The sequence below is a fragment of the Hydrogenophaga sp. 2FB genome, assembly GCF_005503365.1.
Classification (GTDB): Bacteria; Pseudomonadota; Gammaproteobacteria; order Burkholderiales; family Burkholderiaceae_C; genus Hydrogenophaga.
In genome coordinates this window covers 55,237-69,450 of the sequence record NZ_SCML01000035.1, presented here as the reverse complement: position 1 = coordinate 69,450, position 14,214 = coordinate 55,237, and the positions used below count along the sequence as shown (strand labels likewise).

Below are 14,214 nucleotides of genomic sequence, written 5' to 3'. Positions count from 1 at the left end.
TCCTCGCCCCGCCGCGCCCGGAGCCCCCCAAGCCGCGTCCGCCGGCCGTTGCCGCCACGCCCGCACCGACACCCGCCGCTGCGCCCAAGCCAGCGCCGACACCCACACCGGCTGCGCAAGCGCCCGCGGCACCCGCCACGGAACCCACGGCCGTGCGCAGCTTCGCCGAACTCTCGACCGAGGCCCGCGCACAGTTGCCGCAGGTCAACGTCAGCGGCTCCACCTACTCCAAGAACCCGGCGCTGCGCATGCTGATCGTCAACGGCAAGGTGCTGCAGGAAGGCCAGGAAATTTCGCCCGGCTTCAAGCTGGAAACCATCGGCCAGCGCAGCGCGGTGCTCAACCACCAGGGCATGCGCTACTCCATCGGTTACTAGGAACTCGCCATGAACACCGACCCGGTCGATCCCGTTCTGCAGGTCAAGGCACTGCGGTTTGCCTGGGGCGATCGGGTGCTCTTCAACGACCTGTCATTCGAGCTGCCCCCGGGCGTGAGCCTGCTGCGTGGTGATGACGGCAGCGGCAAGAGCACCTTGCTCAGCGTGATCGGCGGGGCGCAAAGCGCGGCGGCGGGCACGCTCGCCATCCAAGGCATTCCGCTTGATCGGCAGCACGATGCCTACCGCCACCAGGTGTTCTGGATCGACCCGCAAACCGAGGCGCACGACGCCCTCGCGGCCAAAGGCTATCTGGACAGCCTGAGCCACCACTACCCGAGCTTCGACGCCGAGGCCATGGCCGAGCTGGTCGACGGCTTTGGGCTCGGGCCGCACCTGGCCAAGCCGATGTACATGCTCTCCACCGGCAGCCGCCGCAAGGTCTGGCTCACGGCCGCTTTCTCGGCAGGGACACCGCTCACCCTGATCGACCAGCCCTTCGCCGCGCTCGATGCGCCCTCAATCCGCTTTCTGCGCGAGCTGCTGCAGGACGCCGCCGACCACCCCAGCCGCGCCTGGCTGCTGGCGGACCACGCCGCACCCGATGGCATTGCGCTGGCGCACACGATCGACCTCTGATCGACGGCTGCGTCAGGTCCCGGCGACTCGCTGGAAGAACGTGAGCCGGTTGCCAAACGGGTCGGCAATGCGCACCTCCCGGCTGTCCCACGGGGTGGTCTCGATGCCGGGCCTCGCGTACTTGTACTGAGCGGCGGTCAGCTGCGCATGAAACGCATCGAGCTCGTCGGTCTCGATGCGGACCGCCGCGCCCGGGCACGCGTCGCCGTGGTGCTCCGACAGGTGCAGCACACAACCGCCGCGCGACACCTGCATGTACAGCGGAAAGCCGGGCTCGAAGCGGTGTTCCCAGTCGAGCTTGAAGCCGAGGAAATCCAGGTAGAACTCACGCGCCTTCGCCTCGTCGAAGCTGCGCAGGATCGGTGTGATGGTGCCAAAACCCATGGTGCTGTTACCTCCCGCTCAAACCCATGCTGCGCGAGATCACCTCTTTCATGATCTCGTTCGTGCCGCCATAGATGCGTTGCACACGCGCATCGGCGTATGCGCGGGTGATCGGATATTCCCACATGTAGCCATAACCGCCGTGCAGCTGCAGGCATTCGTCCATCACCTTGCACTGCAGGTCGGAGCACCAGTACTTGGCCATGCTCGCGGTCGCGGTGTCGAGCTTCTCTTCGACGATCAGTTCGCAGCACTTGTCGACGAACACACGCGCCACCTGCACCTCGGTCTGCAGCTCGGCCAACGTGTAGCGCGTGTTCTGGTACTGGGCTACGGCCTGGCCGAACACCTTGCGGTCCTTGGTGTACTGCACCGTCCAGTCGATCGCGGCCTGCGCCGAGGCCACCGCGCCAATGGCGATCTGCAGCCGCTCCCAGGGCAGTTGTTCCATCAGGCAGATGAAGCCGCGCCCCTCCATCGCCGGGCCGCCGAGCAGGTTCTCGGCCGGCACCTTCACGTTGTCGAAGAACAGCTCGGAGGTGTCCTGCGCCTTCATGCCGAGCTTCTTCAGGCGCTTGCCTTTCTCGAAGCCGGGCATGCCCCGCTCGACCAGCAGCAGGCTCGTGCCCTTCGCGCCCGCGCTTGGGTCGGTCTTGGCGACGACGATCACCAGGTCGGCGTGCCAGCCGTTGGTGATGAAGGTCTTGCTGCCGTTGAGCAGGTAACGGCCATCGGCCTGGCGGATCGCGGTGGACTTGACACCCTGCAGGTCGCTGCCGGCCGCCGGTTCGCTCATGGCAATGGCACCGACCATCTCACCGCTGGCGAGCTTGGGCAGGTACTTCAGCTTCTGTTCTTCGGTGCCGTAGTGCAGGATGTACGGCGCGACGATCTCGCTGTGCAAGCCAAAGCCGATGCCGCTGAAACCGCTGCGCGCGATCTCCTCCATCTGCACCACCGAGTAGAGCTTGTCGGCCTCCGACCCGCCATAGGCCTCGGGCAAGGTCATGCAAAGAAAGCCGTTCTCACCGGCCTTGTGCCACACCGCGCGGTCCACATAGCCCTGCTCTTCCCAGGCTTCGTGATGGGGCGCGATTTCTTTCTCCACGAACTTGCGGAAGCTGTCGCGGAAGGCTTCGTGGTCGGCGTTGAACAGTGTGCGTTCGATCATGGCGGTGTCACCTTTCAGACGGGGAGAAGCGTATTTTGACCAAGCAAATGCTTGGCAAAAGTCTATACTGCCCGCGGTATCCAGGAGACACCCATGAGCGAAGCATTCGTATTCGATACCGTGCGCACGCCGCGCGGCAAAGGAAAGAAGGACGGCAGCCTGCACGAAGTCAAACCCGTGGACTTGCTCGCCGGTGTACTCCACCAGCTCCAGCAGCGCAACGGCTTTGACACCGGCGCGGTGGACGACGTGGTGATGGGGGTGGTTTCCCCCATTGGCGAGCAGGGTTCGGTGATCGCCAAGGTGGCCGCGCTCAAGGCCGGCTGGGACTGGCGCTGCTCCGGCGTGCAGCTCAACCGCTTCTGCGCTTCGGGCCTGGAAGCCGTGAACATGGCCGCGATGAAGGTGAAAAGTGGCTGGGAAGACCTGGTGGTCGCCGGTGGCGTGGAAAGCATGAGCCGCGTGCCCATCGGCTCGGACGGCGGCGCCTGGGCGCAGGACCCGCAAACCAACAGCGAGACGATGTTCGTGCCCCAGGGCATCGGCGCGGACCTGATCGCCACGCTCGAAGGCTTCACCCGCGAGGACGTGGACGCCTTCGCGCTGGAATCGCAGAAGCGCGCCGCCGCCGCGCGCGCGGCAGGTTACTTCCGCCATTCGGTGGTGCCGGTCACCGACTTCCTGGGCCAGACGATTCTGGCTGAAGACGAGTTCATCAAGCCCCACACCACGATGGAGGGCCTCGCGTCCTTGAAACCCGCGTTCGAACAACTCGGCGGCATGGGCTTCGATGCCGTGGCGCTGCAGCGCTACCCGCAGGTCGAGCGCATCCACCACGTGCACCACGCGGGCAATTCGTCGGGCATCGTCGATGGCGCCACCGCGGTGCTGATCGGCAGTGAGGCGGCGGGCAAGACGCACGGCCTCACGCCGCGCGCGCGCATCGTGTCCGTGGCGCTCTCGGGCGCGGACCCGACCATCATGCTCACCGGCCCGATGCCGGCGGCGCGCAAGGCGCTGGAGAAAGCGGGCCTGACCATCGACCAGATCGATTTGTTCGAGGTGAACGAGGCCTTTGCCGCCGTGCCCATGAAGTTCATGAAGGAGTTGGGCGTGCCGCACGAAAAGGTGAACGTGAACGGCGGTGCCATCGCCATGGGGCACCCGCTCGGGGCCACGGGCGCGATGATTCTGGGCACCCTGGTGGACGAGTTGCACCGCAGGCAACTGCGCTACGGCCTCGCCACCCTGTGCGTCGGCGGTGGCATGGGCATTGCAACGATCGTTGAACGCATCTGAAGCGGAGTTCGAAGCCTTTATGAAAACCATCCGCTACGAACTCGACAACGGCATTGCCACGATCACCTTCGACGAAGCCGGCTCACCCGTCAACACCATGTGCGCCGACTGGCAGGCTGACCTCACCGAGGTCACCGCGCAGGTCATGCACGACTGCGCCGACATCAAGGGCATCGTCCTTGCTTCGGCCAAGAGCACCTTCTTCGCGGGCGCCGACCTCAAGGGCACGATGCGCCTGCAGCCCAGCGACGCCACGCGCGTGTTCGCCGAGATCGAGCAGACGAAGAAGAACTTCCGCACGCTGGAAACCCTGGGTGTGCCGGTGGTGTCGTGCATCAACGGCGCGGCGCTGGGCGGCGGCTGGGAAGTGGCGCTGGTGGGCCACCACCGCGTGGCCGTGGACAACCCCAAGATCCAGCTCGGCCTGCCCGAGGTCACGCTGGGCCTCATCCCCGGCGCCACCGGCATCACCAAGATGACGCGCCTGCTCGGCCTCATGGGCGCGCAACCCTACATCCTGGAAAGCCAACTGTTCAGCCCGCGCGAGGCGCTCGACCTGGGCCTGGTGCACGAGCTGGTGTCGGCCGACGGCGACGTGACGCTGGCGCTGCGCAACGCCGCACTCGCCTGGATCGCCGCGCACCCGCAGTCGCGCCAGCCCTGGGACACCAAGGACTACAAGATCCCGGGCGGCACACCGGCCAACCCCAAGATCGCCAGCATGCTCAGCGTGGCGCCCGCGATGCTCAAGCAAAAGACACGCGGCCTCTACCCCGCGCCCGAAGCGGCGCTGGCGGCCATGGTCGAAGGTGCGATGGTCGATTACGACACCGCGCTGCGCATCGAGAGCCGCTACCTCGCCAGGCTCATCGTGAGCCCGGTCGCGAAGAACATGATCAACGCGTTCTTCTTCGACCTGAACGCGATCAAAAGCGGCCAGTCCCGGCCCAAGGACGTGTCGCGCACCATCCCCAGAAAGGTCGGCATTCTCGGCGCCGGCATGATGGGCGCGGGCATTGCCTACGCACAGGCCAGCCGGGGCATTCACACCGTGCTGGAAGACGTGAGCTTCGAGACCGCCGAACGCGGCAAGTCCTACAGCTACAAGCTCACGCAGGCGCGCGTGGACAAGGGCAGCATGAGCCCGTACGACCAGCGCGCGCTGCTCGACCGCATCCTGCCCACCGACCACCTGAGCGACCTGCAGGGCTGCGACCTGATCATTGAAGCCGTGTTCGAGAACCGCGAACTCAAGGCGGCCGTGACGCGAGAGGCCGAGCCCCTGCTCGCCCCGGGCGGCTTCTTCGCCAGCAACACCTCCACCCTGCCCATTTCGGGTCTTGCGCAGGCCAGCACCCGGCCCAAGCGCTTCGTCGGCATCCACTTCTTCAGCCCGGTGGACAAGATGAAGCTGGTGGAGATCATCCGCGGCAAGGACACCGACAAGGAAACGGTGGCACGCGCCTACGATTATGTGCAGGCGCTGGGCAAGTTGCCCATCGTGGTGAACGACTCGCGCGGCTTCTACACCAGCCGCACCTTTGGCACCTACGTGATGGAAGGCGCGGCCATGTTGAGCGAAGGCATTCCCGCGCCGGTGATCGAAAACGCGGCCATGCAGGCCGGCATGCCGGTGGGGCCACTCGCGGTGCTGGACGAAACCGCGCTCTCGCTCTCGGTGCACGTGATGGACCAGACCCGCGCCGACTTCGAGAAGGAAGGCCGCCGCTACACCGCCACGCCAGGTGAACGCCTGGTCGAGCGCATGGTCAAGGAATTCAAGCGACCAGGCCGCGCGGGTGGCGGTGGTTTCTACGACTACCCCGCGGGGCAGAAGAAGCACCTCTGGCCCGAACTCCAGGCGCGCTTCGAGAAAAAGCCCACCGTCGCCTGGGACCTGCAGGACATCAAGGACCGCCTGCTGTACCGCCAGTCGGTGGAGACCGCGCGCTGCCTCGCCGAGGGTGTGCTCACCACGGCGCACGACGGCAACATCGGCTCCATCTTCGGCATCGGCTTCCCGGCCTGGACGGGTGGCGCGCTGCAGTTCATCTACGGCATGGGCATCGAGGCCTTCGAGAAGCGCTGCGCCGAGCTGGCCAAGCGCTACGGCGCGGGCTTCGAACTCAACGACGCGACGAAGAGCGCCATCCGCCAACACCAACCCACGTATTGATCTCATGAAACGACTCGACAAAAAAGTCAGCCTCATCACCGGCGCCGCACAAGGCATTGGCCTGGCCACCGCACTCAAGTTCGCGCGGGAAGGCGCGATCGTCGTCATCTGCGACGTGAAGCAATCGGCCGTCGACAGCGCCGTGCAGCAGTGCGAAGCGCTGGGAGCCACGGCCGTGGGCTTCGTGATGGACGTAACACAGCGCGAGATGGTCGATGCCGTGGTGGCGCAGACCAAGGAACGCTTTGGCCGCATCGACGTGCTGGTGAACAACGCCGGCATCACGCAGGACGCGCGGCTGCAGAAAATGACGCAAGACCAGTTCGACCGCGTGATCGACGTGAACCTGCGCGGCGTGTTCCACTGCGCGCAGGCCGTGGCCGACACCATGACCGCGCAAGGCGGCGGCTCGATCATCAACGCCTCGTCGGTGGTCGGCATCTACGGCAACTTCGGCCAGACCAACTACGCGGCGAGCAAGTTCGGCGTGATCGGCTTCACCAAGACCTGGAGCCGCGAACTTGGCCCCAAGGGTGTGCGCGTGAACGCGGTGGCGCCGGGCTTCATCGCCACGCCGATCCTGGACACGATTCCCGAGAAGGTGATCACCGAGCTGGAAAGCCGCGTGCCGCTGAACCGCCTCGGCCGCCCCGAGGAAATCGCCAACGTCTACGCCTTCCTGGCGAGCGACGAGGCCAGCTACATCAACGGTGCGGTGATCGAGGTGTCCGGGGGCATGTCGGTATAGCGCCAGCCCTGGCAGGCACCGTCAGCCCAGCAACGCCGGCAGGCACACCGCCGCCGGCTCGCGCAGACAATGCTCGGCCACCACGTCCAGCGGTGTGGGCTCGGGGTTGACGATGACCACGCGCGCGCCGCTCTGGTGCGCGGCAAAGGCCAGGCCCGCGGCGGGGTACACCTCGCCCGAGGTGCCGACCACCAGCATCAGGTCGCAACCGTGAGCGGCCTGTTCAGCGGCTTCCAGGGCATCGGCCGGCAGGTGTTCGCCGAACCAGACCACGGCCGGGCGGCGCAGGTTGCCGCACACCCGGCAGCGTGGCGGGCGCCCTGCTTCGAGCTTGTCGACCTGACAGCAAACGCGTGGCGCATCGAGCCATCGGTCTTCGGCAATGCTGCCGTGCAATGCCAGCGCGTCGGTGTTGCCCGCGCGTTGGTGCAGGCCGTCCACGTTCTGCGTGATCAAGGTCATGCGCCCGGGATGTCGCTGAGAGAAAGCGGCCAAAGCCTCGTGGCCCGCGTTGGGCGACACGGCCGCGATCATCTCGCGTCGATAGACGTACCAGTCCCACACGCGCTGCGGGTTCGCGCGATAAGCGCTTTCGGTGGCGAGGTCTTGCGGGTTGAAACGCGCCCACAGGCCGGTCTGTGCGTCGCGGAACGTGGGCACGCCGGATTCGGCGCTCACCCCGGCGCCGGTCAGCACCGCGATGTGGCGCGCCTCGCGGACCCAGAGGCGCACCGTCTCCCACATGCTCAGGTGCGCTGGCGCAGCGCTTCGTACAGACACACGCCGCTGGCCACCGACACGTTCAGGCTTTCCACCGCGCCGGCCATGGGAATGCTCACGAGCTCGTCGCAAGTCTTGCGCGTGAGCTGGCGCATGCCCGCGCCTTCCGCGCCCAGCACCAGTGCCACCGGACCCTTGAGATCGACCTGGTAAAGCGTCTTGGGCGCGTCGTCGCTGGTGCCGATGACCCAGATGTTGCGTTCCTTGAGTTCGCCCAGCGTGCGCGCCAGGTTGGTGACCATGAAGTACGGCATGGTCTCGGCCGCGCCGCTGGCCACCTTGGCCACGGTGGCGTTGATGCCGGCCGCGTGGTCCTTGGGTGCGATCACCGCGTGCGCACCGGCGCCGTCGGCCACCCGCAGGCAGGCGCCGAGGTTGTGCGGGTCGGTGATGCCGTCGAGCACGAGCAGCAGCGGCGGGATGCCCGCCGCTTCGAGTTGCTCCAGCAGCTCATCGAGCGAGTGCACCTGCTTGATCTCTTCCACGCGCGCGGCCACGCCCTGGTGGCCGTGGCTGCCGGCCAACTTGGCAATGCGCAGGCTGTCGGCCTCGATCAACCTCGCATTGGCTTCGCGCGCCTTGTCCAGGAACTGGCGCATGCGCGCGTCGCGCCGCGTGGGCTCGTAGTAGATCTCGATGATCGATTGCGGCGCGGTTTTGAGGCGCACACCCACGGCGTGAAAGCCGAACAGCACTTTGGGAGAAGACATCCGGGGATTATCCGCGCAGAGCTTGAGAGCGATTCGGGCCCGCCATGCCCTGGGGCAGACGGACCCGGACCACCATCAGCCCAGGAAGAAATCCATGGGAATCAACTCGATGCCCCATCCTCCCGCTTCACCCAACGAAGCGGCGGGGTGCATGGCCGCGAGGCGCATCGCCTCGTCACGGTCTGCCGCCTCGATGATGAACAGCCCACCCACCACTTCCTTGGACTCGGTATAGGGCCCGTCGCTGATCTGTGGCTTGCCGCCGCGCGGGCGCAGCGTCATCCAGTCCTTGGGCTCGGAAAGTGACGCGGACACCAGAACCTTCCCGGTGGCGCGCATCTTTTCATCCATCGGCGGGCATTGGCTCACCAGTGCTTGCACGTCGCCTGGCGCCATCGCGGCGAATTTTTCGGGGTTGTAGTACGCGAGGCCGAGGTACTTCATGACAAATCCTTTTTGATGGCTGATGCCTTCACGACGAAGCTGGTGCGTGGCGATCGACAAGATTTGGAAAGATTTGTGTTGTGACGCTAAATGGATCCGCAACGCCAAGTCTGCCTAGGGACCGTTTCTGCCTCAGCTACTATGACGGCCATTGCCGCCACAAACGGACATTTATCCGCAACCCATCCACCACCTGCGTGCAAACGATAGGTCAACTGCGCCAATTTTGCTTGCCGCTTCTCGGCGAATCGATACACAGCACCCGCTGATTCAGTCAGATATTTAACAGACCTATCATGGGAACCACTACAGCGATCGTTCTGGGTCTCCTCGGATTTTTCCTGGGGCTTTCCACCAATGGAGTGATTTCAGGCATTCTGTTTGGCAGTCTCATGTTCGCCATGACGTATGGAGCGTTCGTTTGGCGCCCCGGTGCACAAACCCTCGAAGCACTTGCCCCTGGCGTAATGATCACATCGCAAGAACAGCGATTGATAGCCTCCTTCACGCTCACTTTCATGGAGCTTGGCCTCAAAGAATCCGATGCCCTTGAAGCGTCATCACGCATCGTCACAGAGGTTCTGGCTGAACTAAAAGGCCTAGGTGTTGATCCCTTTAAGCAGACAAGGGGCGACGAGCTTGCTGCGAATCCAGAATTCACGGCACCGCGTCTTGCAGAAGGCCTGACCGCAGAGGACATCAGGCATCACTGGAATCGTCCACTGGTCGTCGTGCTAAGCGAGAACAAAATGCGTGAGATGCTGAATTTCGTTTACGTCGACATAGCACGACTTCAGGGACGTGACACGAGCGTTGCTGCGGCCGAATACCGACGGACCTTCCCGCGGTATGGAGACCCACGACAGTGGAATCCCGCAGAAAATTTCAACGTTGGCTTGCGTCCGGAGGACGCCGACATTTTCTTGGAGTTTGCAAACCGTGTTGATTCTTGGCGTCGTCGCATCGGAGATGTGGGGGCCAAGAAGGCGGTTGAGGAATTCGGAACACTGAACGCAGCTATAAGGTCCATGGCTTCTAAAGGCCTGTTGCATTGATGTCGGCATGCGGCCGCATGCTTGCGTTCGTCTTCATATGCATATTCCAGAGCGAACGCTGAAGCCCCCTGGGAGTGATCGTTCAGCGCAAAGCACGTTTTCCGACTCGAAGTCGTTATCTCCTCTCGCAAGTTCAATACTCATGACTTCCTTTGAGCTCCATAAGCAATTGACACGTCAGCTGCTTTTCCTTCGCAACTCTGCGGCAGCGTATGACGCGGGACACAAGGAGGAGGCGGTCCGCATCGCTGTCGGTGTTCGGGTGCTATGCCACGACACCAGGTTTAGTCACTCTCTGATGAAGCAACTTGGTGTGAAGAACACGCTGCAACTCACAACTACCGTGAAAGTGCGGGGCGATCAGATTCCCAACGGCGTCGATGTTGCCGAACTCATGGGAGGGATGACATTTGGCGAGTCAATCGAGTACACGCCCATCGACTTTGGTCTGCCTTCAATCCCATGCTACGAGTGGTGGGTGCAGCCCGTCTATCTCATAAATGGGCACCTTCTGTGTAGAAGAGATGTCATCTTGGCGGCGGCGAACAAAGATGGTGGAGCACACGTTGACTCGCCCGACGTGAACCTCGATGCGCTAAACGAGGGTTTCTGGCTCACAACGAAGATAGCGGAAGATGGCGAGAAGGTCTCGGCTCCAGTGGTGAACAATCACTTTCGAATGCTCCGTAGATTTGCTGATGAACTGCTCCACAGCCCCGACTTGCTCGCGCTTGCGCACTAATACGCATGTGTCGGCAACGTCAAAGCGCAAGCAAAGCTACAGCGGATGCATCTCGAAGCGCGAGTAGATACAAGTCTTGACGATTTGGCGTTCGCCGCCGATAGCCGATGGTTCTCAGTTCAATATATTGAAGCCAATCGCGCATTCTCTCCCGTTGCGCCAGACGCGACATCGGAGTACTTGGTGTTGTTCCAGGGCGAGTTTGTATCCCGGCCCGAAGAATAGACAGTTCACACCGAGCGATGCTTGCCGACGAGACCAAGCGTCGCCCCGCTCGACCTCTGCCTGATCTTTCGTGTTGCGAGGCTTCACGTAATCTCCTATTTTCGAGGGGCGAAGGACTGTCCACTCGTGGCCGCTGGCCGCAAGCGTATAGATCCGCACCGGGCCAACAGCGCTAATGCACCAGACAGTGGCAATAGATGAAGTGCTGTGTTGAACCCATGGGCGTTTGATGTTGCTCTTCGATGTGTTCCAGCAGCTCGAAGTGCGCGCCAAACTGGGCATGGAGCCCTTCGGGGTCGTAGCGAACGACGGGCAAGCCGCTGCACTGCAGCGGGCCGTCGGGCGCGAACGCCGCGACGATGACGTGCCCACCCGGACGCACCGCTTTTCGCACTTGCTCGACGTACGCGGCACGGTCCTTCGGCTCGGTCAGGAAATGAAATACGGCGCGGTCGTGCCAGACGTCGACGCTCGCCGCCTCAAGACACACCTTGGTAACGTCGGCCTCGATCCACCGCACTTTGTTCGCATCCGCACCGAGACGGCGGCGCGCGACGGCAAGGCCTTCACTCGAGATGTCCAGCACGCTCACCCGACGCATGCCGCGCGATATCAAGCCGTCGACGAGGTTCGACGCGCCTGCGCCGACGTCCAGGATATGGCTGCTGGCATCGGTCGCGAGTCGCGAGATCAGGTTCAAGGACACCGTGGCTTCAGGCTGGTACCAGCTGACCGCGTCCGCGTCCTTGGTGCTGTACACGCGATCCCAGTGTGATTGCGCTTTCGTGTTCATCATCGTGAGTGTCGGTGGCTGGCCTATGTCTGACATCCTAGCCCAGGTGAAGCCGCACGCGGGTGGATGGGTCCTCAACCCGCATGCGCCAATTCCCCCAACAGGCGCATCGCACCATCAAAACGCGGATCGTCCGGATGCCCGACGTTCAAGCGGAGGTGGTGCGTAAAACGCCGGTCGGCCGAGAACAACACGCCGGGCGCGGTGCTGATGTTGTGCGCCCTGGCCCGGTGGTGCAGCGCGAGCGCGTCCACCTGCGGCGGCAGCTCCAGCCAGAGGAAGTAGCCACCGAGCGGGCGCGTGACGCGCGTGCCGCTGGGAAAGTGCCGCTCCACCAGGCGCAGCGCGTGCTGCTGCTGGTCCGCGAGTGCTTCGCGCAGGCGGCGCAGGTGGCGGTCGTAGCCACCCTGGGCCAGGTAGTCGACCAGCGCCAGTTGCGGCGGAATGGACGTGGCCAGTGAGCTCGACATCTTCAATCGCTCCACCACGGGCGCATAACGGCCCGCCGCTGCCCAGCCCACGCGGTAGCCCGGCGCGAGGCATTTGGAGAACGACGCGCAGTGCAGCACCCCACCCTCGCGGTCGAAGGCCTTGGCTGGCGGAGGGCGGCGCGCACCCGCGTGCAGCTCGCCGTACACGTCGTCCTCGATCAGCGGCACGCGGTGTCGCGCGAGCAACTCGACCAGCGCCTGCTTGCGTTCGGGCGGCATCAGCGCGCCCAGCGGGTTCTGGAAGCTCGGCATGAACCAGCAGGCCGCCACGGGTTGGCGTTCCAGCAATTCGGCCAGCGCGGCGATGTCCACGCCCTCGCGCGGATCGGTGGCCACCTCCACCGCCTTCAGGTGCAGGCGTTCGAGTGCCTGCAGCGCGGCGTAGAAAGTGGGTGACTCCACCACCACCACGTCACCCGGTTGCGTCACGGCCTGCAGGCAGAGGTTGAGCGCTTCCATCGCGCCGTTGGTGATGACGAGTTCGTCCTCGGCCAGCGGCACGCCGTGCAGCGCATAGCGCCGCCGCAGGGCCTGGCGCAGGCCTTCGTCGCCCGCGGTCAAGGCGCCGGTGATGCGCGCCGCCGGCAGCCGACGCATGGCGCGGGCGCCGCTGCGCGCGAGTGCGTCGAACGGGAACAGGTGCGATGCGGGAAAGGCCGACCCGAGGGGCACCACGTCGGCGTCGCGCGTGGAGCCGAGCAGCTCGAACACCAGCTCGCTGATGGCCACCGGCGTGGCCTCGCCGCTGGGACGGGTGGCTTGCAGCGTCGAGCGTGTGGCCCGCCGCGCCGCGCGCACGAAAAAGCCCGAGCGTGCCCGCGCTTCCACCAGTCCTTGCGATTCGAGTTGCCCATAGGCCTGAAACACCGTGGACGGGCTCACACCGCGCAGCGCACAGGTCTCGCGCACGGACGGCAGCCGCTCGCCCGGTCGCAGCAGCCCGGCGCGGATGCCATCGGCGATCTCTTCGGCCAGTTGCTGGTAACGGCTGAGGCGAACGCCGGTCATAACCAACGCGCCAAAAGAGCCAACACCAGCGCCGTGCACACACCGTTCAGGCCCATCGCCAGCGCCGCGAAGGCCACGCTCTGCGGCTGCGTCTGCAAAGCCCGCGCGGTGCCGATGGCGTGCGCGACCAGCCCGAGCGCGAAGCTGCGCGTGGTGTCGTCGTCGATCCGCAAGCGGCGCAACACGGGCCCGGCGAACAAGGTGCCCAGCACGCCCGTGGCCACCACGGCCAGCGCCGCCACCGCGGGCAGACCACCCGCACCCTCCGCGGCCTGCATGGCGATCGGCATGGTGGCGGCCTTGGGCGCGAGCGACAACGCAAACGGCAGCGGCGTGCCCAACGCCCTCGCCAGCGCGAGCGTGCCCAGCACCGAAGCCAGGCAGCCGGCCAACAAGGCCCCGAGCAGCGGCCCCGCCATGCGCCGCAACAGCGCCGCCTGCCGGTACAACGGCACGGCCAGCGCGATGATGGCCGGGCCCGTGAGCCAGCGCAGCGCGCGCGTGGCGTCGGCGTACACCGGGTAGTCGGTGTGGGCCAGCGCCAGCGCGCCCAGCACCAGCGCCGTGCCGGTGAGCACCGGCAGGCACAACAGGTGGTGGCCGCTGCGCCGGTAGAGCCACACAGCGGCCCCGTAGGCGGCCACGGTCACGCCGGTCCAGGCGAACACCGCGCTCATGGTTTCCGGCCCCGCATCAGGCGGTGCAGGGTCCAGCCCGTGGCCGCGATGGTCAAGGCCGTCACCAGCGTGGCCGCCAGCACGAACACCACAAGGTGCTGCGACAGCAGCCCACCGTAGAGCCCGACCGCCGCGACCGAGGGAATGAGGAACAGCATGAGGTGCCGCAGCAAGGGCGACGCCACCGCCTCCAGGCTCTGCGGCACGCCACCCCGCAGCGCGAGCGCGCCGAGCAGGAGCAGCAGGCCCACCAGGGAACCTGGCAAGGGCCAGCCCAGCAACGCCACGAGCGCGTCGCCCATCCACTGCAAGCCCGCCAAAGCCAGCGCCGCGACCATGTATTTGAACCACTTGAACATCGCGCCAGTATCCCCGCAGGCGGCCGATCTGCCACGGATCAGATCCACACCATTGCGGGCGGACCAGAGCAGATCAGTCAGGCCATCTGATCCGGTCATTTTTCAATAAAACTGTATCTTGCGCATCAGATTAAAG

Annotated in this window: 16 protein-coding genes; 7 read left to right on the top strand and 9 right to left on the bottom strand. The window is 65.0% G+C overall.

Annotation, left to right across the window (positions count from 1 at the left end):
- Positions 1 to 377, top strand: a 377-nt coding sequence (locus tag FFS09_RS19800; RefSeq protein WP_171020106.1) for a general secretion pathway protein GspB, incomplete at its 5' end; no start/stop codon positions are given.
- A 9-nt stretch (positions 378 to 386) separates the two neighbouring features.
- Positions 387 to 1,016, top strand: coding sequence for an ABC transporter ATP-binding protein (locus FFS09_RS19795; protein ID WP_137920623.1), 630 nt, complete (start codon positions 387 to 389; stop codon positions 1,014 to 1,016).
- A gap of 12 nt (positions 1,017 to 1,028) precedes the next feature.
- Here the strand turns inward: FFS09_RS19795 and FFS09_RS19790 are convergent, their stop codons facing one another.
- Positions 1,029 to 1,400, bottom strand: a complete 372-nt coding sequence (locus tag FFS09_RS19790; protein ID WP_137920622.1) for a glyoxalase superfamily protein — start codon at positions 1,398 to 1,400, stop codon at positions 1,029 to 1,031.
- 7 nt (positions 1,401 to 1,407) lie between these two features.
- Positions 1,408 to 2,571 (bottom strand): acyl-CoA dehydrogenase family protein, encoded by a 1,164-nt coding sequence (locus FFS09_RS19785; RefSeq protein WP_137920621.1) that lies wholly within the window; start codon positions 2,569 to 2,571, stop codon positions 1,408 to 1,410.
- A 93-nt stretch (positions 2,572 to 2,664) separates the two neighbouring features.
- Between FFS09_RS19785 and FFS09_RS19780 the strand changes: the two genes are divergently transcribed.
- From FFS09_RS19780 to fabG, 3 genes are read left to right on the top strand one after another with little or no spacing between them, the layout of a single operon-like run.
- Entirely contained in the window at positions 2,665 to 3,870 is a 1,206-nt protein-coding gene (locus FFS09_RS19780) for an acetyl-CoA C-acetyltransferase (RefSeq protein ID WP_137920620.1), read from the top strand.
- Between the two features lie 19 nt (positions 3,871 to 3,889).
- Entirely contained in the window at positions 3,890 to 6,046 is a 2,157-nt protein-coding gene (locus FFS09_RS19775; RefSeq protein ID WP_137920619.1) for a 3-hydroxyacyl-CoA dehydrogenase NAD-binding domain-containing protein, read from the top strand.
- A 4-nt stretch (positions 6,047 to 6,050) separates the two neighbouring features.
- Complete coding sequence (gene fabG, locus FFS09_RS19770; RefSeq protein ID WP_137920618.1) at positions 6,051 to 6,794, top strand: 3-oxoacyl-ACP reductase FabG; 744 nt, start codon at positions 6,051 to 6,053, stop codon at positions 6,792 to 6,794.
- Between the two features lie 21 nt (positions 6,795 to 6,815).
- Here fabG and FFS09_RS19765 read toward each other — a convergent pair whose 3' ends face one another.
- The 3 genes from FFS09_RS19765 to FFS09_RS19755 all read right to left on the bottom strand — a co-directional run bounded on the left by FFS09_RS19765 (position 6,816) and on the right by FFS09_RS19755 (position 8,728).
- Entirely contained in the window at positions 6,816 to 7,538 is a 723-nt protein-coding gene (locus tag FFS09_RS19765; RefSeq protein ID WP_137920617.1) for an SIR2 family NAD-dependent protein deacylase, read from the bottom strand.
- Between the two features lie 2 nt (positions 7,539 to 7,540).
- A complete protein-coding gene (gene rlmB / locus FFS09_RS19760; protein ID WP_137920616.1) occupies positions 7,541 to 8,284 on the bottom strand; it encodes a 23S rRNA (guanosine(2251)-2'-O)-methyltransferase RlmB in 744 nt (247 codons plus the stop codon).
- Between the two features lie 75 nt (positions 8,285 to 8,359).
- Positions 8,360 to 8,728, bottom strand: a complete 369-nt coding sequence (locus tag FFS09_RS19755; RefSeq protein WP_137920627.1) for a YciI family protein — start codon at positions 8,726 to 8,728, stop codon at positions 8,360 to 8,362.
- A 296-nt stretch (positions 8,729 to 9,024) separates the two neighbouring features.
- On the opposite strand from FFS09_RS19755, the gene FFS09_RS19750 reads away from it, so the two are divergent.
- Together FFS09_RS19750 and FFS09_RS19745 are read left to right on the top strand one after the other, a co-directional pair.
- The gene (locus FFS09_RS19750) at positions 9,025 to 9,783 is read left to right on the top strand and encodes a hypothetical protein (protein WP_137920615.1); all 759 of its coding nucleotides are present in this window, start codon (positions 9,025 to 9,027) and stop codon (positions 9,781 to 9,783) included.
- Positions 9,784 to 10,096: 313 nt separating this feature from the next.
- Entirely contained in the window at positions 10,097 to 10,525 is a 429-nt protein-coding gene (locus FFS09_RS19745; protein ID WP_212745127.1) for a hypothetical protein, read from the top strand.
- A 397-nt stretch (positions 10,526 to 10,922) separates the two neighbouring features.
- On the opposite strand, the gene FFS09_RS19740 is transcribed toward FFS09_RS19745, so the two are convergent.
- The 4 genes from FFS09_RS19740 to FFS09_RS19725 form a co-directional block, all read right to left on the bottom strand.
- Positions 10,923 to 11,546, bottom strand: coding sequence for a class I SAM-dependent methyltransferase (locus FFS09_RS19740; protein ID WP_354595884.1), 624 nt, complete (start codon positions 11,544 to 11,546; stop codon positions 10,923 to 10,925).
- 71 nt (positions 11,547 to 11,617) lie between these two features.
- Positions 11,618 to 13,042: an aminotransferase-like domain-containing protein gene (locus tag FFS09_RS19735; RefSeq protein ID WP_137920613.1), complete on the bottom strand. Its 1,425-nt coding sequence runs from the start codon at positions 13,040 to 13,042 to the stop codon at positions 11,618 to 11,620.
- Positions 13,039 to 13,719: an LrgB family protein gene (locus tag FFS09_RS19730; protein ID WP_137920612.1), complete on the bottom strand. Its 681-nt coding sequence runs from the start codon at positions 13,717 to 13,719 to the stop codon at positions 13,039 to 13,041. The genes FFS09_RS19735 and FFS09_RS19730 overlap by 4 nt, the downstream gene beginning before the upstream one ends.
- A complete protein-coding gene (locus FFS09_RS19725; RefSeq protein ID WP_171020105.1) occupies positions 13,716 to 14,078 on the bottom strand; it encodes a CidA/LrgA family protein in 363 nt (120 codons plus the stop codon). The genes FFS09_RS19730 and FFS09_RS19725 overlap by 4 nt, the downstream gene beginning before the upstream one ends.
- Positions 14,079 to 14,214 lie beyond the last annotated feature (136 nt).